Raw genomic sequence first — 24,353 nt, forward strand, 5'->3', positions numbered from 1 at the left:
GTGTGACACCAATGTGTGACTGCTATGTGTGACAGTGGTGACTACACCTCAAAATTTTTGGCAGTGTGAGATAGGTGACTACGCCTTTTAAGCGTGGGGTTCTCAACATAGGCAACCACCCTCCAGCCCATACACAGTAAGCGTTTCAGCGAACTGCGAGCATGCTTGCATGCCACCCTGGTCAGGTCCGGGAAGGAAGCAGCCACAGCGGGAACATTGTGTGCCGGGGTGTGGCTGGTGGGGTTGCCTCCTTCTGAAGTCCTGGTTTTTCTCTCTTGTTTTCCTCTCCTGTTAATACGCCCCGTCCGGCGCGCGTTTGTCGTCCCGCATGTGTGTGTCTCGCATCCAGCGCCGGGAAACTAATCTGCCACCATTGAATGGTCCTACAGCTTTGTAGGAAGATTACGAAATAGCTGTATGCGCATACAGTCTTTCGCTTTCTCCCTCGCTGCCAAGGACACGCCCCGATGTCGCGTAGTTTGTTCCTGTTGTGCCTGCTGTTTTCCCTCGCCCTGAATGTTTCCCACGCCGCTCCCCGCAATGTTCGCCGAAGCCAAGAAAGCCGGCTGGAAGCTGTATGCCTCCAACCCGGTTGAGTTCTATTGCGGGTGTCGGTTTTCGGGGAACAAGGTGGATTTGAAAAGCTGCGGCTACGTGCCGCGCAAAAATGCCCAGCGGGCTTCGCGGGTGGAGTGGGAGCACATTGTGCCGGCGTGGGTGATAGGGCATCAGCGCCAATGCTGGCAGAAGGGTGGACGTTCCAACTGCGCGCGCTCGGACCAGACCTACCGCCTGGCCGAGGCTGATTTGCACAATTTGGTGCCCAGCGTTGGCGAGGTGAACGGCGACCGCAGCAATTTCGGCTACGGCTGGTTGCCGCAAAAACCAACGCAGTACGGCGCCTGCCCGATGGTGGTGGATTTCAAGGCGCGCAAGGCCATGCCCTGGCCGCAGGTGCGCGGCATGGTGGCGCGCACGTATTTTTATATGAGCCAGCGTTACGGCCTGCGTTTGTCCAAGCAGGACAAGCAGCTTTATGCGGCGTGGAATAAGCAGTACCCGGTGAAGCCTTGGGAATTGGCGCGCAACCAAAAGGTGGCGTGCGTGATGGGGCGCGGCAATCCGTATGTGGGCAAGGTCGACCTCAAGGCGTGTCGCTGAACACGCCTTGAGTGCTGTCAGCCGCCCAGGCGCACGGCCAGGGCGGCGAGGGTGATCAGCAGCACCGGCAAGGTCAGGACGATGCCGACCTTGAAGTAATAACCCCAGGTAATGCGAATGCCTTTGCGCGCCAGCACGTGCAGCCATAGCAAAGTGGCCAGGCTGCCGATGGGGGTGATTTTCGGGCCCAGGTCGCAGCCGATGACGTTGGCGTAAATCATCGCTTCGCGTACCACGCCAACGGCGGCGGAGTCTTGAATCGACAAGGCGCCGATCAGCACGCTGGGCAGGTTGTTCATCACCGATGACAGCAGCGCCGTGGTCACGCCGGTGCCCATGGCCGCAGCCCACACGCCGTGTTCGGCAAAATAATTCAGCAGTTGCGTCAGGTAGGCGGTAAGGCCGGCGTTTTTCAGGCCGTACACGACCAAATACATACCCAGCGAAAACACCACGATTTGCCACGGTGCGTCGCGCAGCACGCGGCGCGTGGGAATCACGTGGCCATGGGCGGCAACGGCGTACAGCGCGGCGGCGCAAACGCCGGCGATCACACACACCGGAATGCCCAGCGGTTCCAGCGCAAACAAGCCGATCAGCAACACCACCAGCACGCCGACGCCGACGGCAAAGGTCGGCCGGTCACGAATGGCATCGGCCGGCAGCTTGAGGTCTTCGGTGGCATAGGCGAGCGGAATGTCGCGGCGAAAAAACAGGTACAGCACGCCCAGCGTGGCGGCCACGCTGACCACGTTCACCGGCACCATGACGGCGGCGTAGTCGTTGAAGCTGAGCTTGAAATAGTCGGCCGAGACGATGTTCACCAGGTTCGACACCACCAGCGGCAGGCTGGCGGTATCGGCGATAAAGCCGGCTGCCATCACAAATGCCAGGGTCGCAGCGGGGGAAAAGCGCAGGGCCAGCAGCAGGGAAATAACGATGGGCGTGAGAATCAGCGCCGCGCCGTCGTTGGCAAACAAGCCCGACACCGCCGCCCCCAGCAGCACGGTAAAGGCAAACAGTCGCCGGCCATTGCCCCGCGCCCAACGCGCCACATGCAGCGCCGCCCACTCGAAAAAGCCGGCCTCGTCGAGAATCAGGCTAATCACGATCAGGGCAATAAAGGTGGCGGTGGCGTTCCAGACGATTGCCCACACCGTGGGAATGTCATGCAGCCCGACCACGCCAAACGCCAACGCCAGCAGCGCGCCGACCGACGCCGACCAACCGACGCCGAGGCCTTTGGGCTGCCAGATAACCAAGAGCATGGTGAAGGCGAAGATGAGGAAAGCGGTCAGCATGGTTCGGCTCGGGCGGGGACGGGTGGGGGATATCAGCGTATTTCGTGCGGGTTCGCAAGCGGCGTTGTTTGAGGGGCGGGGGTGGCTGGGTGGTAGACGTGGTTCGGGAGCGGCGGCGCGCTAAAAGGCATCGCGGCTGAAGCCGCTCCTACAGGGTGGCGCGGGATTTTTTGGAGGCGTGGTCCGGTTCGGAATTCTGGATCCCCGCGTTCGCGAGGATGACGGTGGTTGTGGCGGGAACTTTCGTTATTTCTGCATGGGCGGTGGTTTGACCATTCAGAATTCAGGCTTGCTGTCTTTGCGCGGCGGCTACGGTTGCACCGTAATCACCGGTGGTTTCCATTGGCCGTTGGCCACTTCCGGTCGGGGTTGGTACAGCCGCAGTACGCCGTAGAACGGCCCTGGTGGTACAGGCAGCCAGTTGCTTTCAAGCGCGATGCCCGGCGTGAGGCGCTGCAGGTACAGCGTCAGGCCGCCATCAGGGTCGCGTTGCAGGCGGTTGAGCATTCGCGAGTTCACCAGGTAGCGGTTCAGGCGGTTGTCGATCAGCAGTTTGGTGTTGGCGTCGTACAGCGTCAGCGACCAGAACGCATCCACCGGCGGCAATTGATCCTTGGCAAAGTGCAGGGCGTATTGCTTGCGCAGGCCGTTGAGCGGTTGTTGGTATTCATCGTTGAAGTAGCCGATGAAGTTCGCTTCGTCGGCCGAGGCGGCAAACAGCGCAACGGCGGCGCCGGCGTAACGGCCCAGGTAATTGTTGGCCAAATGCTCACGGTCGCCGAACAGCTCGGTGGTGGGAATCAACCCGGTGTCGACTTCCGAACTCTTAAACGCGGCGAATTCGGCCCGCGCCGCATCGATACCGGCTTGCAGGGCTTTGTATTGCGTGGCCGTCAGGCGGTCTTCGATAAATGGCTGGTCGCTGTCGATGCCGATATTGGCAAAGCGCCGACGCAGCCCGACTTCAGAAGGGTGCGGCGGTGCAAAGCGCAGCAGAAAATCCATCAGCCGAAAGGCCGTCGGCGTGGCAGTGGTGTCGGGGCTTGGCACCGGCCAGTCGAGTCTTGGCGCCGTGGGCCGGGCCTCCAGCTTGAGGAAGCTGCTCAGCGGTTTTAGGGTGTAACCCTGCTGCACGCGGCGCATCTTGGCCATATCGCTGGGGTCGAACAGTTGGGTGCGATAGAGCGCATACACAAGGCTGCTTTCGCTGCGGATCACCTGGTCGACGTCTGCCGGCGTTGCACCTTGCCAGTCGGGTCCCGCGATCAAGTAGCGGCCGCCTTTGCGCCCGGTGGTGCGGCTGCCGAGGTAGGCAAAATTGTGGGTGAAAATATCGGTCAGTTGCACCGAGAAGTAGCGGTTGCTGTCCACTGCCGGCAAGGTCATGACGATGGGTTCGGCGCGCAGATCAAGCCAGGCGAACGAGTAACGGGTGTCGGCAATGGGTGACTGCACCGCCGTGGTTTTGCCGTTGTAGACATCGCTGTTGTGCGACACCCGATTGAACGGTGCCTGGTACGCCGTGCTTTCGGTATCAACGGCCTGGATATACAGCGTTTTGTACAGCTCAAGCATGGGATAGCCGTAAATGTAGGCGTCTTTGGCAATGGCCTCGGCTTCCAACGGCTCAACTTTTACTTCGGCTTGCGCGCTACTGCCCAGCGACAGGCTTAGGTACAGCGCAAACAACGCAAGTGATTTCATGCAGGGCGCCTGTAGCAGATGGGGGCGGTTTCACGTATTCGCTGCACTACCATTGTCGAACTGTCCTGGCATCAGGGATAAAGAGCAGCGTTCCGTTAAGGGGGTTCCGTGTATATGTCTAGCATTCCCGCCGCACTCTTGCGCTCGGCGCTGGTGTTTGTGCTTTTTATCAGCGGCGCGCAGGCAGCCGAGTGGCCGCTGCAGTGCTTTTATTCGCCGGGCGATAGCGACGAAGGCCTGACCCCATTCGAACACTGCGCCCGGCGCACCGGCACTGCTGTAGAACTGGCGCCTGAGCATTTCAAACGCATGGACTTCGACAAAAACGGCCTTGCCAGCGTGGGCATCGACGGCGAGATGTACTACATCAACCGCCAGGCCAAGCTTCTGCATGTGCTGACCTTCGACAACGGCGCCGACTACTTCGAAGAGGGGCTGGTACGCGCCTGGGTCAACGGCAAGGTCGGCTATTACGACGTAAACCTGAACCCTGTCATTGCAGCCACCTACGACTGGGGCACGCCCTTCGAACAAGGCCGCGCCCAGGTGTGCCAAGGCTGCAGTCGTGGTCCGTCCGATGGCGATGGGCATTGGGCAATGGGCGGCGGGAAGTGGGGCGTTATCGACCGCATCGGGGAAACTGGTGGAGCCGTTGCGTTAGGCCCCTCCCTGTAGGATCGAGCTTGTTCGCGAAGCTTTTTTGATTGGGCCGCCCCCTCGCTGCCACCGAGAATGGACATATCAACGCGTTAAGCCACGACCTGCCGGGCTGTGTGCCAAGTCGGATGCAATTTGCCCCGTGCTCCGCTAGGATTAGCCCCACTTTTCTTGCCCCCCAGTTGCGACGGTTTTCGATGAGTTATCAGGTTCTTGCACGTAAATGGCGTCCGCGCTCGTTCCGCGAAATGGTCGGCCAGACCCATGTGCTCAAGGCTCTGATCAACGCGCTGGACAGCCAGCGCCTGCACCACGCCTATCTGTTCACCGGCACCCGCGGGGTGGGCAAAACCACCATCGCGCGCATCATTGCCAAGTGCCTGAACTGCGAAACCGGAATCAGCTCTACGCCGTGTGGCACCTGTTCGGTGTGCAAAGAGATTGATGAAGGCCGCTTTGTCGACCTGATCGAAGTCGACGCCGCCAGCCGCACCAAGGTGGAAGACACCCGCGAGCTGCTCGACAACGTGCAATACGCGCCCAGCCGTGGCCGCTTCAAGGTCTACCTGATCGACGAAGTGCACATGCTGTCGTCGCACTCGTTCAATGCCTTGCTGAAAACCCTCGAAGAGCCGCCACCCCACGTTAAGTTCCTGCTGGCCACCACCGACCCGCAGAAGCTGCCCGTTACCATTCTTTCCCGCTGCCTGCAGTTCTCGCTGAAGAACATGCCGCCTGAGCGCGTGGTCGAGCATTTGACTCACGTTTTGGGTGTGGAACAGGTGCCGTTTGAAGACGACGCCCTGTGGTTGCTGGGCCGCGCCGCCGATGGTTCGATGCGCGACGCCATGAGCCTCACCGACCAGGCCATCGCCTTTGGTGAGGGCAAAGTGCTGGCCGCCGACGTGCGCGCCATGCTCGGCACGCTGGATCACGGCCAGGTGTACGGCGTGTTGCATGCGCTGCTGGAAGGTGACGCGCGGGCGCTGATCGAAGCCATTCGCCACCTGGCCGAGCAGGGGCCGGACTGGGCTGGCGTGCTGGCAGAAATTCTTAACGTGTTGCACCGTGTCGCCATCGCCCAGGCGTTGCCCGAAGCGGTGGACAACGGCCAGGGCGACCGTGACCGCGTGCTGGCGCTGGCTCAGGCATTGCCTGCCGAAGACGTGCAGTTCTATTACCAGATGGGCCTGATCGGCCGCCGCGATTTACCGCTGGCGCCGGACCCGCGCGGTGGCTTTGAAATGGTGCTGCTGCGCATGTTGGCCTTCCGCCCGGCGGATACGGGCGATGTGCCGAGGGTGGCGCTAAAGCCACTCGGGATTAGCCAGGCCACTGCTGATCCCCGACCTAACCCAGTGGCCGGCGCAGCTATGGCCGCGCCGGTTGCACCTATTGCAGCGCCTGAACCTGTGGCGCCAACGCCAGCGCCAATCCCTGAGCCCCAGGTCGTTGCGCCGCAGCCGCAGCCGGAACCCGTAGCGGCTGCCCCCATCGATTTGCCGTGGGAAGAGCAAAAACCTGCGGCCGTTGCCCCTGTTCCGGTTCCCGAACTCATCGCAGTGCCTGCCGAGGTCGCCCCGGCGCCGTTGCTGCCTGCGCCTGCGCCGGTCGCCGTGCAAACTGAAGCCGCCGTGGTCATCAACACGCCGGCCGATGTCAGCGACGACGATGACGACGAGCCGCCGCCCGGCGACGACGATTACTACATTGCCGAAGGCGAAACCGACGCCTACCTCGATGCGCTGGATTCCATGGGCATCGACGCCCCAGCCCCGGCAGACCTCGCGCCATTGCCTCGCCGCCAAACCGGCCACGGGTCTGGCCGCCGAGTGGCTGGAGCTGTTTCCGCGTCTGGGCATTACCGGCCTCACCGGCAGCATCGCCGCCAACTGCAGCCTGGTAGCGGTAGACGGCGACACCTGGACCCTGCACCTGGACCCCGGCCAAAGCGCGCTCTTTAATGCAACGCAGCAGCGGCGTTTGAACGAGGCGCTGGATGCCTACCACAAGCGTCCAATCAAACTGGAAATTGAGCTGCGCACGCCTGAGCAGGAAACCCCGGCCCAGGCCGCAGCCCGCAAGCGCGCCAATCGCCAGCGCTCGGCGGAGGCGTCGATTCATGACGATCCGCTGGTCAAAGAAATGATTCAGCAATTCGCCGCGACCATTCGCGACGGCACCATTGAGCCTGTGGACGCCCCCGTGGCGTCGTGAAGCATTACTTAACGTGAGGTGATTCCCATGATGAAAGGTGGCATGGCCGGCCTGATGAAGCAGGCGCAGCAGATGCAAGAAAAGATGGCCAAGATGCAGGAAGAACTGGCCAACGCCGAAGTGACCGGCCAAGCCGGCGCTGGGCTGGTGAGCGTGGTAATGACCGGGCGTCATGACGTCAAACGCATCACCCTCGACGACAGCCTGATGCAGGAAGACAAGGAAGTACTCGAAGACCTGATCGCCGCAGCCGTTAACGATGCGGTGCGTAAGGTGGAGCAAAGCAGCCAGGAGAAAATGGGCGGCATGACCGCCGGCATGCAACTCCCCCGGCTTCAAAATGCCTTTTTGATTGATCGACGCGCCCATGCGATGCACAGGGCGGCGTTGCCGGTGAGCTCGGCGTCCTCATGGGCTTGAGCCCACTGCGGGGCCTCGCTCACCGGGCCTTGCCCTGTACATCGCCTGAGCACGCCGGATGCTTGCAGCCTCCCTCACAACAAAGCGCTGATCCCGTAGGAGCGGCTTTAGCCGCGATGCTCTTGATGCAAAAAGCATCGCGGCTAAAGCCGCTCCTACAGTGAAACGATTGTCTTGTGGGAGGGGCTTTAGCCGCGATGCTCTTGATGCAAAAAAAGCATCGCGGCTAAAGCCGCTCCTACAATGAAACCTTTGTCCTGTGGGAGAGGCTTTAGCCTCGATGCTTTAATGTCCCGTCATTGTTCATTCCGGATTCCCACCCATGAGCTTCAGCCCGCTGATCCGCCAACTCATCGATTCGCTGCGCATTCTTCCCGGCGTCGGGCAGAAGACTGCCCAGCGCATGGCGTTGCAGATGCTCGAGCGTGATCGCAGCGGCGCATTGCGCCTGGCGCAGGCGTTGACCCAGGCGATGGAGGGCGTAGGCCATTGCCAGCAATGCCGCACGCTCAGCGAAGATGCGATTTGCCAGACCTGCCAGGATCCGCGCCGCGACGACAGCATTCTGTGCGTAGTGGAAGGGCCAATGGATGTGAACGCGGTCGAGCAGACGGGCTTTCGTGGCCGCTACTTCGTGCTCAAGGGCCATCTCTCGCCGCTCGACGGCCTGGGTCCGGAAGCCATTGGCGTGCCGGAACTGCTGGCGCGCATCGAGGCGGGCAGTTTCGCCGAGGTCATTCTCGCCACCAACCCGACGGTGGAAGGCGAAGCCACGGCCCATTACATCGCGCAGTTGCTCAGCAACAAAGGCCTGATCGCCTCGCGCATTGCCCACGGCATGCCACTGGGCGGCGAGCTGGAGCTGGTCGATGGCGGCACCCTGGCGCACGCGCTGGCGGGGCGGCGGCCGATCAATCTGTAGTTTTCCAGGGCAGCACATCTAGAGCTAGCAATTCGCGCTTGAGAAGAATTACCATTTGCGCATTAATCTTGAGCAATGGATCTTCAGGTGCAGTCACACACCGCTGAGCAATCCCTGCAGCAGCTTTACCGCGAGCATCATGGCTGGCTGAGCGGCTGGCTGCGCAAGCGTCTGGGCTGCGCCGAGAATGCGGCGGACCTGGCTCAAGACACCTTCCTGCGCGTGCTCAGCAAAGACAGCGACCTGCCGACGCTGCGCGAGCCGCGCGCTTACTTGTCGACCATCGCCCATTCGCTGCTGGTGAACTTCTGGCGCCGCCAAGCCCTCGAGCGCGCCTATCTCGACGCCCTGGCCGCCCAGCCCGAGCACTACGCGCCCTCGCCGGAGGAGCGCGAATTGATTATGCAAACCTTGCTGGCCATCGACGCCATGCTGCTGCGCTTGCCGAGCAAGGTGCGCCAGGCGTTCCTGTGGTCGCAGCTGGATGGCCTGACCTACGCCGCCATTGCCACGCGCTTGCAGGTGTCCGAGCGCATGGTGAAAAAGTACATGGCGCAGGCCATGCTGCATTGCCTGATGCTGGAGCAGGGCGCATGACTTCGCCGACGCTCGACTATGCAGTGCTGCAACAGGCCGCCGACTGGTTTGCCACCTTGAGTGACGGTGGCGTCAGCGAGCATCAACGCCAAGCGTGGCGTTTGTGGCTGGCGGCCAGCCTGGACCACGCCGCCGCGTGGCAGCGGGTACAAGCCATTAGCGGCCAGTTTGAACGCTTGCCCAGCGAGCGCCGCCGCGCAGCCGCCCAGGCGCTAAGCGTCGCGGGCCAGAGCAGGCGCCGGGCGATTGGCATGCTGGCGTTGCTCTGCGGTGGCGGCGTGTTAGGCCTGGCCACCGTTCGCCGCAGTACCTTGCAAGCGTGGGTGGCAAGCGAACGTACGGCGGTCGGCGAAGTGCGCGAAACGCGCCTGGCCGACGGCACGCAGCTGTGGCTCAACAGCAACAGCGCCGCCGACATCGACTACAGCCCCAGCCTGCGTCGCGTGCAGTTGTTCCGTGGCGAGCTGTTGCTCGAAAGCGCCCACGACAGCTTGCGCCCGCTGGTGGTCGATACGCGGCAAGGGCGTCTGCGGGCGCTCGGTACGCGCTTTAGCGTGCGTCAGGGCGAGGGCATCACCCAGCTCAGCGTTTTCAACGGCGCGGTAGAAATTACGCCGGCAGCGGGCGGCGCAATCCGGGTAATCGAGGCCGGCCAACAGCTGCGTTTCGGCGCTTCAGGCGATGGCGCGGTGCAGCTCGCCGAGGCCGGGCGCCAAGCCTGGAGCAAGGGCGTGCTGCTGGCCGACAACATGCGCCTGGGCGATTTCATTTCCGAACTGGCCGAGTACACGCCGGGGTATCTGGGCTGCGATCCGGGTATTGCCGATTTACGCCTGGTGGGTGCTTATCCGCTGGCCGACCGCGAGAAAATTTTCGCCGCCTTGCAAACCAGTCTGCCGGTGCGCATTCGCCAGCGCACGCCCTGGTGGATCACCGTTGAGCCGGCCTAGCACCGCGCCGGAAAAATATATTCAATCGGCGGTTCCCCTTTTTGCCGTTCGCTTGGCTTCAGGTGCATAGGGCATGCGCAACGCGTGCAGCCACCCACCAAACGGAACAGTTCATGGCTTCGAATACCTTCCCGTTAGCTGTCACCAGCCGCCGTCTGCGCCCGGCTGTGCGCCTGGCGCTGCTTGCACTTCCCATGACGGTCATGGCGCCGCTTGTGGTCCAGGCCGCCGACGTGCCGGCCAGCCAGCAAACCGTACGCAGTTACCAGATTCCGGCCGGGCCGCTGTCGTCCGCATTAAGCCGTTTTGCTGCCGAGGCGGGCGTGCTGCTGTCGGTGGACGGCCGCTTGACCGAAGGTAAAACCACGCCGGGCCTGCAAGGCAGCGTCAGCGTCAGCGAAGGCTTCGATCGCCTGCTGGCGGGCAGCGGTTTGCGCGTAATTGGCGACGGCCTGGGCGGCTACAGCCTGAGTGGCGGCGATAGCGGGGCGGCGGTGGAGTTGCCGGCAGCTTCGGTGAAGGCGTTCGCCCTGGGCAACGCCCTCGGCAGCATGGAAGGCTACAACGCCACCCACAGCAGCGTGGCGACCAAAACCAGCAAGGCGCTGGTGAATACCTCGCAGTCGGTGTCGGTGGTTACCCGCGAGCAAATGGACGATCAGGGCTCGCAAACCGTGTCCGAAGCTATTCGTTATGTGCCCGGCGTGCTGACCAATCCGTACGGCGCTACCCATCGCTACGACTACGTGGCCATGCGCGGCTTCAACGACGGCTCGGTCGACAACATCATCGTCGACGGCCTCAAGTCGATGAGCGACGCCGGCACCTACAGCAGCCTGCAAGTCGACCCGTACTTCATCGAGCGCATCGACGTGCTCAAAGGTCCGTCTTCCGTGCTGTACGGCCGCAGCAACCCCGGCGGCCTGGTGGCGCTGACCACCAAGCGGCCGAAGTTCGAGGCCAGCAACGAGGTGCAGCTATCCGCCGGCAGCCACGACTACAAAGCGCTGGGCTTCGACTCCACCGGGCCGCTGACCGACAACATCGCGTACCGCTTGGTGGGCTTTGCCAAAGACACCGACACCCAGTTCGACTACACCGAGGAAACCCGCTACACCCTGATGCCCAGCCTGCTGGTCAACTTCAGTGAAGACACCTCGTTGAATGTTTACGCCTATTTGCAGAGCGACCCGCAAGCTGGCTACCACGGCGGTTTGCCAGCCTCGGGCACGCTGTACACACGCAACGGCAAGCGCATTTCCACCTCGTTTTTCGAAGGCGAACCGGACAACGACACTGCCAAGCGCGAGCAGCAAATGTTCGGCTACGAGTTGCAGCACCGCTTCAATGACGTATGGAGCGTGCGGCAAAACTTCCGTTACCTGGATTCGGACCTGGAGCAGAAACAGGTCTACGCCTACGGCTACGCGGCGGGGGACGAGCTGTACCGGCCATATTCCGCAGCGGATGAGAAGCTGCATTCCTGGATCGTCGACAACATGCTGCAAGCCGAATTCTTCACCGGCGCCGCCGAGCACACCGTGGTCACCGGCCTGGACTACCAGCGGATCAAAAACGTCGTCGACTGGCCCTACGGCACGGCCAGTACGCTGAACGCCTTCGACCCGCAATACGGCGACGACAGCGTCACCTTCACACCCAACTTCCAACTCAATAGCTACCTGCGCCGCAAAGAGCAGACCGGCGCTTACGTGCAGGACCTGATCGAACTCGACCGTTGGAATATCTCGCTGGGGCTGCGCAAAGACTGGTTTGACGTGTCGGAAGAAAACCGCGTCGATGAATTCAGCGCCAGCACCGGGCTGGTGAACCGTCCGGCCGGCACCGAGAATTCGCTGACCGACAGCAAAGTCACCGGCCGCGCGGGCGTGCTGTACCAGTTCGATAACGGCATTGCGCCATATATCAGCTATTCCGAGTCGTTCAATCCGTCTACCTACAGCGATGCGGCCGGCAGCCTGATCGAGCCGTCGGAAGGCAAACAGTGGGAGGTGGGGCTGAAATACCAGCCGACCGACACCGACGATTTGTACACGCTGTCGGTGTTCGACATCCGTCAGGAAAACGTGGCGACCAAGCTGGCCAACGAGAATTTCTACCGCAACGCCGGCGAGGTGGAATCCAAAGGCGTCGAGCTGGAAGGGCGTCTGCACATCACCGATCACCTGCGCCTGCTGGGCAGTTACACCTACACCAAGGTCGAGTACGCCAAGAGCTACTTCAGCTTTGACAGCTTCGGCGTGGAGAGCGACGTGAAGGGCAACACGCCGTCGCAAACCCCGAAGCATATGGCGAGCCTGTGGGCCGATTACCGCTTTGACGGCACCGGGCTGGCCGGACTCGGTGTAGGCGCTGGCGTGCGCTACGTCGGCAAAAGCTGGGCGGATGCAGAGAACACCGTTTATGTGCCGTCGTACACGCTATATGACGCTTCGGTGAGTTACGACTTTTCCGAATTGGGGTTGAAGGGCACGTCTGTGCGCGTCAACGCCAACAACCTCACCGACGAGAAATACGTGGCCTCGTGCGGCAACCTCAACTTTTGCTACTACGGCGAAGAACGCAACGTGATGGCGACGGTGATTCAGAAGTTTTGATTGGGCCAGCTGTTGGGCTTCGCCTGCGGCTCAACCCAATGGCGAGCCACGATCTCGACTTTTGGCCGAACTGCCGCCTGTTCCCTGTTGAAAACCAAGCAAGCGCTCGGTAAGGTCGGCCAAACCTTTCCGAGAGCTCGCCATGTCTGCCTTTCAAGAATACTTCGACGACTCGCACCAACTGGTTCGCGACTCGGTACGCCGGTTCGTTGAGCGCGAAATCCTGCCTTATGTGGCGGAGTGGGAAGAGGCGGAAAGCTTTCCTCGCGAGCTGTACCTGAAAGCCGGGGCGGCGGGAATTTTGGGGATTGGTTATCCGGAACAGTTCGGCGGCAGCCATGAAGGCGATCTGTTCGCCAAGGTGGCGGCCAGCGAGGAATTGATGCGTTGCGGCTCCGGTGGCCTGGTCGCGGGGTTGGGCTCGCTGGATATTGGCCTGCCGCCGATTCTCAAATGGGCCCGCCCCGACGTGCGCGACCGCGTGGTGCCGCAAGTGCTCAGCGGCGAGAAAATCTGCGCGCTGGCCGTTACCGAACCCAGCGGCGGTTCCGACGTGGCCAGCCTGAAAACCCGCGCCGTGCGCGACGGTGATGTTTACCGCGTGACGGGCAGCAAAACCTTTATCACCAGCGGCGTACGCGCCGACTACTACACCGTGGCCGTGCGCACCGGCGGCGAAGGCTTCGGCGGCGTCAGTTTGCTGATGGTGGAAAAGGGCACGCCCGGTTTCACCGTGGGCCGGCAACTGAAGAAAATGGGCTGGTGGGCGTCGGACACCGCCGAGCTGTTTTTCGACGATTGCAAAGTGCCGGTGGGCAACCTGATCGGCGCCGAGAACATGGGCTTTGCCGGGATCATGGCCAACTTCCAGTCGGAGCGGCTGGCGCTGGCGATCATGGCCAACATGACTGCCGAGCTGGCGTTGCAGGAGTCCCTCGACTGGGCCAGGCAGCGCGAGGCGTTCGGCAAACCCATCGGCAAATTCCAGGTGCTGAAACACCGCCTGGCGGAAATGGCCACGCAGCTGGAAGTGTCCCGCGAATTCACCTACCGCCAGGCGGCGAAGATGGCGGCGGGCAAGTCGGTGATTAAAGAAATTTCCATGGCCAAGAACTTCGCCACTGATGTTGCCGATCGCATCGTTTATGACGCGGTGCAGGTGGCGGGGGGCATGGGCTTTATGCGCGAGAGCTTAGTGGAGCGGCTGTATCGGGATAACCGCATTCTTTCTATTGGGGGAGGGACGCGGGAGGTGATGAACGAGATTATTAGTAAGCAGATGGGGATTTAGGGTTGGGGCTAAAACGCCGGCTTCGGCTTTTGCGCTCGGCTTGAGACTCTGGATCCCCGCGTTCGCGGGGATGACGGTGGGCTTAAGAAAAACTCCGTCCTTCCCGCGAAGGCGGCGGTGCGACGATTCCAGAGTTTCGGATGGGTCTTTGGTCGCTAATCAAAGCTAGTGCTGGGCTTCGCCATTGGCTTACGAGCTAACCCGACTTCAGTTTTGCGCTTGGCTTGAGACTCTGGATCCCCGCCTGCGCGGGGATGACGGTGTCGTCGTAGAGACCATCGTCATTCCCGCGAAGGCGGGGATCCACAAGGATGACGGTGGGCTTAAGAAAAACTCCGTCATTCCCGCGAAGGCGGCCCTCCACAAGGATGACGGTGAACTTAAGAAAAACTCCGTCATCCTCGCGAATGCGGCGGTCCGACGATTCGGGATCCAGAGTTTCGGACCAATCTCCGGTCGTTAATCACACCCACCCCCGCAGTGTTGGGTTTCGCTTTTGGCTTATGGCCAGAAACCAACAGCATCGCGGCTAAAGCCGCTCCCACAGGGGAGGGTGGTTTTACCAACGAAACCATCCCAATCCTCAAACCCTGTAGTCCCTTTCCTCTTTTGGCACCCTTGTTGCAATCACCTGGTTACCTACCGCATTGCGTCAAAAAACCTGCGGTCACCGGAGAAGCGTCATGAGTCAGGGTGTCGAGTTCAATCGCCTAATGTTGGAAATGCGCTCCATGCAAATGGAGGCCATGGCCCGTCCTAAAGTCGCGGCAGCACCGGCAGAAGTCGGGGCGCCGAGCTTTTCCGACATGCTCGGGCAGGCGGTCAACAAGGTGAACGAAACCCAGCAAGCTTCTAGCCAACTGGCCGAAGCCTTCGAAATCGGCAAGAGCGGCGTGGATATCACTGACGTGATGATCGCCTCGCAGAAGGCCGGCGTGTCCTTCCAGGCCATTACGCAGGTGCGCAACAAGCTGGTTCAGGCGTACCAGGACATCATGCAAATGCCCGTCTGAGTGGTTGGCGTTATCCAGCAAACTCAGGGCCCGCAGCGGGTTAAGCAGCAAGACGCAACAGTGAGTTAAGACATGGCAGAAGCAGCGATCAGCAACGTACCCGTCAAGGCAGATTCCAACGAGCCCAAGAAGCCGCTGTTCGGCTTGGCGTTCTTGGATAACCTGTCGCAGATGACCATGCTCCGGCAGGTCGGCCTCTTGGTCGGTCTGGCGGCGAGCGTGGCCATTGGCTTTGCCGTGGTGCTGTGGTCGCAGCAGCCGGATTACCGTCCGCTGTATGGCAGCCTGGAAGGGATGGACGCCAAACAAGTGACGGAAACCCTCACCGCCGCCAATATTCCGTACACCATGGAACCGAATTCTGGCGCGCTGCTGGTTAAAGCCAGCGACGTGTCCCGTGCCCGCTTGCAACTGGCGCAGGCCGGTGTGTCGCCGCGTGATGCCAACATCGGTTTTGAAATTCTCGACGGCGAGCAAGGTCTGGGCACCAGCCAGTTCATGGAAGCCACCCGTTATCGCCGGGGTTTGGAAGGCGAGTTGGCGCGCACCGTGTCGAGCTTGAACAACGTCAAAGCGGCCCGCGTGCATTTGGCGATCCCGAAAAGTTCGGTGTTCGTGCGTGATGAGCGCAAGCCTAGTGCCTCGGTGCTGGTGGAGCTGTATCCGGGCCGTGCGCTGGAGCCGAGTCAAGTGATGGCCATCGTTAACCTGATCGCCACCAGCGTGCCGGAACTGAGCAAATCGCAAATTACGGTGGTCGACCAGAAAGGCAACCTGCTGTCCGACCAGCAAGAACTGTCCGAGTTGAGCATGGCCGGCAAGCAGTTCGATTACAGCCGCCGCATGGAAGGCATGTTCAGCCAGCGCGTCGACAGCATTCTGCAACCGGTGTTGGGCGCCGGCCGTTACAAGGCTGAAGTGTCGGCCGATGTTGATTTCAGCGCCGTTGAGTCGACGTCGGAAATGTTCAACCCCGACCAGCCAGCGCTGCGCAGCGAACAGAAGGTTAATGAAGAGCGCTCCAGCGCCGCCGGCTCGCAGGGTATTCCCGGTGCTGTCAGCAACCAGCCGCCAGGCCCGGCCTCTGCGCCGCAACAAGCGGCCGCCGCTGCGCCTGCGCCAGCCGGTCCGATTGCCGCTGGGCAACCACTGCTCGATGCCAACGGCACGCAGATCGTCGACCCGGCCACTGGCCAGCCTAAACTCGCGCCTTATCCGGCCGACAAACGCGAACAAGCCACCCGTAACTATGAGCTGGACCGCTCCATCAGCCACACCAAGCAGCAGCAAGGCCGCTTGCGTCGGCTTTCTGTCGCGGTGGTGGTGGACGATCAGGTGAACGTGAACGCACAGACCGGCGAGACCACGCGCACGCCGTGGAGCGCCGCCGACTTGGCGCGCTTTACCCGCCTGGTGCAGGACTCGGTCGGTTTCGATGCGGCCCGTGGCGACAGCGTCAGCGTGATCAACTCGGCATTCGCGGCCAGTCAGGGCGAAGAAATCGAGTCGATTCCGTTCTACACCCAGCCCTGGTTCTGGGATGTGGTCAAGCAAGTGCTGGGTGTGCTGTTTATTCTGGTACTGGTATTTGGTGTGCTGCGTCCGGTGTTGAACAACATTACCGGTGGCGGCAAGAACAATGCGCTGGGCAATGACGGCCACGGCGGCGATGTCGACCTGGGCGCCATGGGCGGGTTGGACGGCGAATTGTCCGCTGATCGTGTAAGCCTTGGTGGACCCGCGAGCATCATGCTGCCGAGTCCGTCCGAAGGTTATGATGCGCAACTGAATGCGATTAAAGGTCTGGTAGCTGAAGACCCGGGTCGCGTGGCACAAGTGGTTAAAGAGTGGATCAACGCCGATGAATGACAACCGCGCCCCCGCCAAGCTGACCAAGGTCGACAAAGCGGCGATTCTATTGCTCTCCCTCGGCGAGACCGACGCCGCGCAGGTGCTGCGTCACCTTGGGCCCAAGGAAGTGCAAAAAGTCGGCGTGGCCATGGCGCACATGCGCAACGTGCAGAAAGAGCAGGTTGAGCAGGTGATGGGCGAGTTCGTCGAAACCGTTGGCGACCAGACCAGCGTGGGCGTCGGCGCCGACAGCTACATCCGCAAAATGCTCACCCAGGCGCTGGGCGAAGACAAAGCCGGCAGCCTCATCGACCGCATTCTGCTCGGCGGCAGCACCAGCGGCCTCGACAGCTTGAAGTGGATGGAGCCGCGCGCGGTGGCCGACGTCATTCGCTACGAACACCCGCAAATTCAAGCCATCGTGGTCGCCTACCTCGACCCCGACCAGGCCGGCGAAGTGCTCGGCCACTTCGACCATAAAGTGCGTCTGGACATCGTGCTGCGCGTGTCGTCGCTCAACACCGTGCAACCGGCGGCGCTCAAAGAACTCAACCAGATTCTCGAGAAGCAATTCTCCGGCAGCGCCAACACCTCGCGCGCCACAATGGGCGGCGTGAAGCGCGCGGCCGACATCATGAACTTCCTCGACAGCTCGGTTGAAGGCCAGTTGATGGACTCGATCCGCGAAGTCGACGAAGACTTGTCCTCGCAGATCGAAGACCTGATGTTCGTGTTCGACAACCTCGCCGACGTCGACGACCGTGGCATCCAGGCGCTGCTGCGCGAAGTGTCGTCCGACGTGCTGGTGCTGGCACTCAAAGGCGCCGACGAAGCGATCAAGGAAAAAGTTTTCAAGAACATGTCCAAACGTGCCGCCGAGCTGCTGCGCGACGACCTCGAAGCACGCGGTCCGGTGCGGGTCAGCGACGTCGAAGCGGCGCAAAAGAAATTCTCACCATCGCCCGCCGCATGGCCGAAGCCGGGGAAATCGTCCTCGGTGGTAAAGGCGGCGAAGAAATGGTTTAAGGCACAGCATGAGCAACAAGGAAGGTCCCAGCGAGCTGATTCGCGCCAAAGACGTCAGCGGTTTGGCCCGCTGGGCGCTGCCCAGTTTCGACCCCGAAGGTGAACAGCCTGCCGAACCGCTGACGCCGCCGCCCAGCGAAGACAGCGCCGCCTCCGCCGCACCTGAGCCGGAGGTGAACGCCCAGGGCGAAGAGGTGCAGATCGAGGATGTCAAACCCTTGACGCTCGATGAGTTGGAGGTCATCCGCCAGGAGGCTTACAACGAGGGCTTCTCAACCGGCGAGAAAGACGGCTTCCGTTCCGGGCAGGTGAAAGCCAAACAAGAGGCCGACGCCGCTCTGGCGGCTAAAGTGGCCAGCCTTGAACAGGTCATGGCGCAGCTGTTCGATCCCATCGCCGAACAAGACCAGAAGCTCGAAGTGGCGCTGGTGCAGTTGGTCAGTCAAATGACGCGCCAAGTCGTGCAGCGCGAGCTGACCATCGACTCCACGCAAATCCGCCAAGTGCTGCGCGAGGCGCTGAAGCTGCTGCCCATGGGCGCGGCCAATGTGCGCATTCATATTCATCCGCAGGATTTCGAGTTGATCAAAGCCCTGCGTGATCGCCATGAAGAAACCTGGCGCATTCTCGAAGACGAAACCTTGCAGCCCGGCGGTTGCCGCGTGGAGTCCGAGCAATCGCAAATCGACGCCACGATCGAAACCCGCCTGGCGCAGATGCTCAAGCAACTGTTCGAGCAGCAGCGCGAACAGGCGACCTCGCCAGCCGAACCGGATATCCAGATTGATCTGGACGGCGACGCGCCAGAGGTTATTCATGCGACTTGAGCGCCTGAGCTTCGCCAAACGCATGGCGGGCTACAGCGAGGCGATCCAGTTGCCGGCCCAGCCGATCGTTGAAGGGCGTCTGTTGCGCATGGTCGGCCTTACCCTTGAAGCCGAAGGCTTGCGCGCCGCGCTCGGCAGCCGCTGTCTGGTGATCAACAACGGCAGCTATCACCCCGTGCAGGTTGAAGCCGAAGTGATGGGCTTTGGCGACGGCAAAATCTACTTGATGCCGGTCGGCAGTCTGGCCGGCATTGCGCCGGGCGCGCGGGTGGTGCCGTTGCCTGACTCCGGCCGCTTGCCGATGGGCATGACCATGCTCGGCCGGGTGCTCGACGGCACCGGGCGGGCGTTGGACGGCAAGGGCGGCATGAAAGCCGAAGACTGGGTGCCGCTCGACGGCCCGACCATCAACCCGCTCAATCGCCACCCCATCGACACGCCGCTGGACGTGGGTATTCGCAGCATCAACGGCTTACTGACCGTCGGTCGCGGCCAGCGCCTGGGCCTGTTTGCCGGTACCGGCGTGGGCAAGAGCGTGCTGCTGGGCATGATGACCCGCTTCACCAATGCCGACATCATCGTGGTGGGGCTGATCGGTGAACGGGGCCGTGAGGTGAAGGAATTCATCGAACACATCCTGGGCGAGGAGGGCATCAAGCGCTCCGTGGTCGTCGCCTCGCCAGCGGATGACGCGCCGTTGATGCGCTTGCGCGCCGCCATGTACTGCACGCGCATCGCCGAGTACTTCCGCGACAAAGGCAAGAACGTATTGCTGCTGATGGACTCGCTCACCCGTTTCGCCCAGGCGCAGCGGGAAATCGCCCTGGCCATCGGTGAGCCTCCAGCCACCAAGGGTTATCCGCCGTCGGTATTCGCCAAGCTGCCCAAGCTAGTGGAACGCGCCGGGAATGCCGAAGCCGGTGGTGGCTCGATCACCGCCTTCTACACTGTGTTGTCAGAAGGTGATGACCAACAAGACCCCATCGCCGACTCGGCGCGTGGTGTGCTCGACGGCCACTTCGTGTTGTCGCGGCGCTTGGCCGAAGAAGGGCATTACCCGGCCATTGATATTGAAGCGTCCATCAGCCGGGTGATGCCGGCGGTGGTCGACGCCGACCATATGCGCAACGCCCAACGCTTTAAGCAGTTGTGGTCGCGCTACCAACAAAGTCGCGACCTGATCAGCGTTGGCGCCTACGTGCCCGGCGGCGATCCGGAAACCGACCTGGCCATTTCCCGGCACGCCGCGATGGTCAATTACCTGCGCCAGGGGCTTAACGACAATGAAAGCCTGCAGCAAAGCAAAGACGCACTCGCAGCGGTATTCGCACCCGCGCCGCCGCGCTGATGGGTTGCTAAGGACGTTGTACTAAATGGCGTTGCCAAGCAGAGCGTCACGTCTGGCCCCGGTGGTCGACATGGCCGAACGCGAAGAGCGTGAAGCCGCACGGGCCCTGGGCCAATGCCAAACCCTGATGAACCAGGCCGAAGGCAAACTCAGCGATTTGCACCGCTACTTGGGCGATTACCAGCAGCAGTGGATTACCGAAGGCCGCAACGGCGTGTCGGGGCAGTGGATGATGAACTACCAGCGCTTTTTGGCGCAGCTGGAAACCGCCATCAAACAGCAGAACCAGAGCGTCGACTGGCACCGCACCAACCTCGATAAGGCCCGCGAGTTGTGGCAGCAGAAATACGCGCGGCTCGAAGGGCTGCGCAAGCTGGTGCAGAAGTACATGGACGAAGCGCGGGTGGCCGCCGACAAGCGCGAGCAGAAATTACTCGACGAGTTATCACAGCGTTTACTGCAACGTGAGCGTGATTGAATTCAGCTGCTAGAGTGAGGAAAAGCCACAACCGTTTGTTTTTTCTTATTTATAAATAACCAGATTCATTTGGGGTAGGGGAGCTTCTCATGGCCATCACTTCATTACCGTCTGACGACGGGCAAGAGCTGACCATCCGCATTCAAGGACGTTTCGATTTTGGCACCCATCAGGCGTTTCGCGACTCTTACGAGCGCGTGAACGTAACGCCCAAACGCTATGTGGTCGACCTGGACCACACCACCTATCTGGATAGCTCGGCGCTCGGCATGTTGCTGTTGTTGCGTGACCATGCCGGTGGCGACAACGCGCAGATCAGCCTGGTGAATTGCAACGCCGACGTGCGCAAAATTCTCGCGATCTCCAACTTCGAACAGCTGTTCAAGATCATCTGACACCATGCCGCTGGATCCGCGCCTGTCCGTACTGATTGCCGAAGACAACGCGGCCGACCGCATGTTGTTGTCGAGCATCATCAGCCGTCAGGGCCATCGCGTCATCACCGCCGCCAATGGTTTGGAAGCGGTGGCGATGTTCGAGCAGGAGCGGCCTGACCTGGTGCTGATGGACGCCTTGATGCCAGTGATGGACGGCTTCGAGGCGGCGCGACGGATCAAACTCAAGGCCGGCGAAGCGCTGGTGCCGATCATCTTTCTCACCTCGCTGACCGAGGGCGAAGCACTGGTGCGCTGCCTCGACGCTGGCGGCGACGACTTTCTGGCCAAGCCTTACAACCGCGTCATTCTCGAAGCCAAAATCAAAGCCATGGACCGCCTGCGCCGGTTGCAGGCCACGGTGCTGGAACAGCGCGACCTGATTGCCCGGCACAACGAGCACCTGCTCACCGAGCAGCGCGTGGCCAAAGCGGTCTTCGACAAAGTGGCGCACTCGGGCTGTCTGAACGCCCCCAACATTCGTTACCTGCAATCGCCGTTTGCGGTGTTCAACGGCGACCTGCTGCTGGCCGCGTTCAAGCCGTCGGGCGGTATGCATGTGCTGCTCGGCGACTTCACCGGCCACGGCTTGCCGGCCGCAATCGGCGCCATGCCGCTGGCCGAAGTGTTCTACGGCATGACTGCCAAGGGTTATTCGCTGACGGAAATTCTTCGCGAGGTGAACGCCAAGCTCAAACGCATTTTGCCGGTGGGCGTGTTCTGCTGCGCCACGTTGCTGAACATCAGCTTTCAGCGCCGCGTGTGCGAAGTGTGGAACGGCGGTTTGCCGGACGGTTACCTGCATCGCATCGCCACCGGCGAGCGCCTGCCGCTGGTGTCGCGGCATTTGCCGCTGGGCGTGCTGGACCCGGCGGACTTCAAAGACGCCTGCGAAATCTATCCGATGGAGCTGGGCGATCGCGTGTTCCTGCTCTCCGATGGCGTGCTGGAAACGGCCAATCCGGGCGAGCAGATGTTTGGCGAGTCGCGGCTGCTGAACGTGTTCTCTGCCAATCGCCAACCCGACCTGCTGTTTGAGGAAATCCAGCAAGCGCTCACCGCCTTTCGCGGTGAGGCGCATGACGACGTCAGCATGGTTGAAGTGTGCATGGTCGAACCCGACTCCTTGCCGCGCCCGGCGCTGGCATTTGTCGACAACGGCCACAGCAGCCCGCTGGACTGGGCCGCCAGCTTCGAATTCCGCGCGCAAACCCTCAAACGCTTCAATCCTTTGCCGTTCCTCTTGCAACTGCTGCTGGAAGTGCACGGCCTGCGCTTTCAGGGTGGCGCGTTATACAGCGTGCTCGCCGAGCTGTACTCCAATGCCCTTGAACACGGCGTGTTGGGCCTGGATTCACGGCTCAAATGCGATGCTGCCGGCTTTGCCGAGTACTACCGCCAACGCAGCCTGCGCCTGGCCGAGCTGGACCACGGCTACGTGCGCTTTCACTTGCAACTGCTGCCCGAAGCCAACGGCGGGCGCCTGGTGGTCAAGGTCGAAGACAGCGGGCCAGGCTTCGATGTGTCAAACATTCTGGAACGCCAGCGCACCGCGCAGAGCTTGTCAGGGCGCGGCCTGAGCTTGATCCGCCGACTTACCGACCGCTCCACCTGGGCAGACGACGGACGCGGGGTGAGCGTGGAGTTCTCGTGGATCGATCAGGCATAATCTTGAGCGTTTTGCTCAGGGAGCGTTCCGGTGGCTGACATTCATCTCGACAGTGCGGTATTGGCCGGCCTACAGGACATCATGGAGGCTGAGTATCCCTTGCTGCTGGATACCTTTATCGCCGACTCCGAAGAACGCCTGCGCCTGCTGCACCAAGCCCTCGCCAACAACGATGCCCACGAACTGCGCCTGGCGGCCCACAGCTTTAAAGGCAGCTGCAGCAACATGGGCGCGCCGCTGTTGGCGAACCTGTGCAAGCAATTGGAAGACGATTCGCGCAGCGCCACCGTACTGGCGGATGCGCCTGCGGTGCTGGAGCAGATCGAACGGGAATTCGCCATTGTGCGCATTTTGCTGAAGTCCGAGCGTCAGCGGTTTTCGTCGTTGTAAGAGCCAGCTTGCTGGCGAACCCTGCAAACCTCGTTCAGCGCCTTTTCCACGGTTCGCCAGCAAGCTGGCTCCTACGCAAAACACGGGCGACGCAAAGTTGGCCCATCCCTTGCTATCTCTCCATCACGACCCACCCGCACGGAGAGAGTGCTAAATGTCCGTTGCCTCAGATCCACTTCTGAATTCCGCCCCTGTGGCCAAGCCGCAAGCAGCGCCTGCAAAGTCTCAGCCTAAACAGGCCGAGCCCAGCAAGGACGATGCTTCCAGCTTCGCCAAGGTGTATGCCAAGGAGCGTCAGGACAAGGCTGTCGACCGTAATGAAGCGGCCGCCAAGTCCAAAAATGCCAAGTCCAACGACAAGGCTGACGACAGCAAACCCGCCGAGCAAACTGCTACAGCGGCAACCACGGACGAGCCGGCCGTTGCCGATAGCGGCAATCCCTTGCCGACCGAGCCGGCAGTCGGCGAGCCGGTAATCGATCCGATGATTCTGCTGGCCATGGCCGGGCAGCAGATGCAGCAGCCGACCACCGAAGACACGGCGCTGCCGACCACGGGGAGGGCGAAGAAACGCTCGACATTCCTTTGTCGCTCACCGGCATGGTGACGCCACAAATCACGCAGACCGAAGACACCGGCCACGACCCGCAAGTGGATGCCATGAGCGAGTTGCCGGGCGTCGACCTGGTGCTCGACCTGGCGGCCAAGGCGCAAGCGGCGAATCAGAAGGGCGGCAGCAATCCATCCGCCGCCCAGGCTGGGCAAACCGGTGGCCAGGATTTCGCCGCTGCCATGGCGCAGCTGACGGGCAAAACCGAAGGCGGCGAAAGCCAGATTACCGACGAGCTGGGTTTGCTGGATAAAGGCAAAGACAGCATCGAGGCGTTAAAAGACAGCAACGCCGACCTGCCCAGCGATTCGTTTGCCAACAAGCTCAGCGCGTTGAATCAGGCGGTCAATCAGCAGGTCACCCAGGCGCAGCGCACGCCGCTGGTGCCAGGCGCGCCGGTGTCGATGCAGCAGGGCGTGTGGACCGAAGACGTGGTCGACAAAGTGATGTGGATGTCCAGCCAGAACCTGAAATCGGCCGACATTCAGCTCGATCCGCCAGACCTTGGCCGCCTGGAAGTGCGCATCAACATGGCTCAGGACGCCGCTACCCAGGTGACCTTCGCCAGCCCGCACATGGCGGTACGCGATGCGGTGACAGAGTCCATGCACCGCCTGCGTGAGATGTTCACGCAGCAGGGCATGACCATGGACGTCAACGTGTCTGATCAGTCGCTCAACCGCGGCTGGGCCGGGCAGAACGGCGGCGATGGTCAGCAGAGCCGTGGTGGTTCCAGCAACAGCGGTTTCGGTGGGGGCGATGAAGAGATCAGCGTCGGCACCAGCGAAATTCGCAGCAACGGCGCCGTGACCGGTGGCCGTGGTCTGGTGGACTACTACGCCTAAGCTGACACTGGCGGCGGCCGGGTC

19 protein-coding genes and 4 pseudogenes are annotated in these 24,353 nt (G+C 61.7%); 21 read left to right on the forward strand and 2 right to left on the reverse strand.

Going from position 1 to position 24,353, the window contains the following annotated elements:
* Positions 1 to 534: 534 nt before the first annotated feature.
* Positions 535 to 1,161 (forward strand): annotated as a pseudogene (locus ACZZZP_RS07155) (endonuclease); the annotation flags it as partial.
* Positions 1,162 to 1,178: 17 nt separating this feature from the next.
* Here the strand turns inward: ACZZZP_RS07155 and ACZZZP_RS07160 are convergent.
* Positions 1,179 to 2,462: an arsenic transporter gene (locus ACZZZP_RS07160; protein ID WP_122496927.1), complete on the reverse strand. Its 1,284-nt coding sequence runs from the start codon at positions 2,460 to 2,462 to the stop codon at positions 1,179 to 1,181.
* Positions 2,463 to 2,771: 309 nt separating this feature from the next.
* Complete coding sequence (locus ACZZZP_RS07165) at positions 2,772 to 4,166, reverse strand: DUF1254 domain-containing protein (RefSeq protein ID WP_463382269.1); 1,395 nt, start codon at positions 4,164 to 4,166, stop codon at positions 2,772 to 2,774.
* Positions 4,167 to 4,280: 114 nt separating this feature from the next.
* Here ACZZZP_RS07165 and ACZZZP_RS07170 point away from each other — a divergent pair, with 114 nt between their 5' ends.
* The 20 genes and pseudogenes from ACZZZP_RS07170 to ACZZZP_RS07265 all read left to right on the forward strand — a co-directional run bounded on the left by ACZZZP_RS07170 (position 4,281) and on the right by ACZZZP_RS07265 (position 24,329).
* Complete coding sequence (locus tag ACZZZP_RS07170; protein WP_463536938.1) at positions 4,281 to 4,841, forward strand: WG repeat-containing protein; 561 nt, start codon at positions 4,281 to 4,283, stop codon at positions 4,839 to 4,841.
* Positions 4,842 to 5,020: 179 nt separating this feature from the next.
* Positions 5,021 to 6,398 (forward strand): annotated as a pseudogene (gene dnaX, locus ACZZZP_RS07175) (DNA polymerase III subunit gamma/tau); the annotation flags it as partial.
* A 165-nt stretch (positions 6,399 to 6,563) separates the two neighbouring features.
* Entirely contained in the window at positions 6,564 to 7,040 is a 477-nt protein-coding gene (locus ACZZZP_RS07180) for a DNA polymerase III subunit gamma/tau C-terminal domain-containing protein (RefSeq protein WP_463536405.1), read from the forward strand.
* A 27-nt stretch (positions 7,041 to 7,067) separates the two neighbouring features.
* A pseudogene (locus ACZZZP_RS07185) lies at positions 7,068 to 7,392 on the forward strand (YbaB/EbfC family nucleoid-associated protein).
* A gap of 390 nt (positions 7,393 to 7,782) precedes the next feature.
* Positions 7,783 to 8,382 carry a recombination mediator RecR gene (gene recR / locus ACZZZP_RS07190; RefSeq protein ID WP_122451451.1) on the forward strand — a complete coding sequence of 200 codons (600 nt, stop codon included), beginning with the start codon at positions 7,783 to 7,785 and terminating at the stop codon, positions 8,380 to 8,382.
* A gap of 87 nt (positions 8,383 to 8,469) precedes the next feature.
* Complete coding sequence (locus tag ACZZZP_RS07195) at positions 8,470 to 8,979, forward strand: sigma-70 family RNA polymerase sigma factor (protein WP_277342763.1); 510 nt, start codon at positions 8,470 to 8,472, stop codon at positions 8,977 to 8,979.
* On the forward strand, positions 8,976 to 9,929 hold the full coding sequence (locus ACZZZP_RS07200; RefSeq protein WP_463382272.1) for a FecR domain-containing protein: 954 nt from the start codon (positions 8,976 to 8,978) through the stop codon (positions 9,927 to 9,929). The genes ACZZZP_RS07195 and ACZZZP_RS07200 overlap by 4 nt, the downstream gene beginning before the upstream one ends.
* Positions 9,930 to 10,042: 113 nt before the next feature.
* The gene (locus ACZZZP_RS07205; RefSeq protein ID WP_463382273.1) at positions 10,043 to 12,547 is read left to right on the forward strand and encodes a TonB-dependent siderophore receptor; all 2,505 of its coding nucleotides are present in this window, start codon (positions 10,043 to 10,045) and stop codon (positions 12,545 to 12,547) included.
* 142 nt (positions 12,548 to 12,689) lie between these two features.
* Positions 12,690 to 13,838: an acyl-CoA dehydrogenase family protein gene (locus ACZZZP_RS07210; RefSeq protein ID WP_463382274.1), complete on the forward strand. Its 1,149-nt coding sequence runs from the start codon at positions 12,690 to 12,692 to the stop codon at positions 13,836 to 13,838.
* Positions 13,839 to 14,521: 683 nt separating this feature from the next.
* On the forward strand, positions 14,522 to 14,851 hold the full coding sequence (fliE, locus tag ACZZZP_RS07215; protein ID WP_122496946.1) for a flagellar hook-basal body complex protein FliE: 330 nt from the start codon (positions 14,522 to 14,524) through the stop codon (positions 14,849 to 14,851).
* 72 nt (positions 14,852 to 14,923) lie between these two features.
* Positions 14,924 to 16,720 (forward strand): flagellar basal-body MS-ring/collar protein FliF, encoded by a 1,797-nt coding sequence (gene fliF / locus ACZZZP_RS07220; protein WP_463382275.1) that lies wholly within the window; start codon positions 14,924 to 14,926, stop codon positions 16,718 to 16,720.
* A pseudogene (gene fliG / locus ACZZZP_RS07225) lies at positions 16,713 to 17,728 on the forward strand (flagellar motor switch protein FliG). Before fliF ends, fliG begins: the two are co-directional and overlap by 8 nt.
* An 8-nt stretch (positions 17,729 to 17,736) precedes the next feature.
* Positions 17,737 to 18,555 carry a flagellar assembly protein FliH gene (gene fliH, locus ACZZZP_RS07230; protein ID WP_463382276.1) on the forward strand — a complete coding sequence of 273 codons (819 nt, stop codon included), beginning with the start codon at positions 17,737 to 17,739 and terminating at the stop codon, positions 18,553 to 18,555.
* Positions 18,545 to 19,903, forward strand: coding sequence for a flagellar protein export ATPase FliI (gene fliI / locus ACZZZP_RS07235; RefSeq protein ID WP_122496954.1), 1,359 nt, complete (start codon positions 18,545 to 18,547; stop codon positions 19,901 to 19,903). The genes fliH and fliI overlap by 11 nt, the downstream gene beginning before the upstream one ends.
* Positions 19,904 to 19,928: 25 nt before the next feature.
* Entirely contained in the window at positions 19,929 to 20,381 is a 453-nt protein-coding gene (fliJ, locus tag ACZZZP_RS07240; RefSeq protein WP_463382277.1) for a flagellar export protein FliJ, read from the forward strand.
* Positions 20,382 to 20,470: 89 nt separating this feature from the next.
* The gene (locus ACZZZP_RS07245) at positions 20,471 to 20,776 is read left to right on the forward strand and encodes an STAS domain-containing protein (protein WP_122496958.1); all 306 of its coding nucleotides are present in this window, start codon (positions 20,471 to 20,473) and stop codon (positions 20,774 to 20,776) included.
* A 4-nt stretch (positions 20,777 to 20,780) separates the two neighbouring features.
* Positions 20,781 to 22,484 carry a SpoIIE family protein phosphatase gene (locus tag ACZZZP_RS07250; RefSeq protein WP_463382278.1) on the forward strand — a complete coding sequence of 568 codons (1,704 nt, stop codon included), beginning with the start codon at positions 20,781 to 20,783 and terminating at the stop codon, positions 22,482 to 22,484.
* Between the two features lie 30 nt (positions 22,485 to 22,514).
* Positions 22,515 to 22,874, forward strand: a complete 360-nt coding sequence (locus tag ACZZZP_RS07255) for an Hpt domain-containing protein (protein ID WP_122496960.1) — start codon at positions 22,515 to 22,517, stop codon at positions 22,872 to 22,874.
* Positions 22,875 to 23,028: 154 nt separating this feature from the next.
* A complete protein-coding gene (locus tag ACZZZP_RS07260) occupies positions 23,029 to 23,481 on the forward strand; it encodes a hypothetical protein (protein WP_463536406.1) in 453 nt (150 codons plus the stop codon).
* Complete coding sequence (locus tag ACZZZP_RS07265) at positions 23,460 to 24,329, forward strand: flagellar hook-length control protein FliK (protein WP_463536407.1); 870 nt, start codon at positions 23,460 to 23,462, stop codon at positions 24,327 to 24,329. The genes ACZZZP_RS07260 and ACZZZP_RS07265 overlap by 22 nt, the downstream gene beginning before the upstream one ends.
* The last annotated feature ends 24 nt before the right edge of the window (positions 24,330 to 24,353 follow it).

It is taken from the genome of Pseudomonas sp. AC211 (assembly GCF_979258055.1).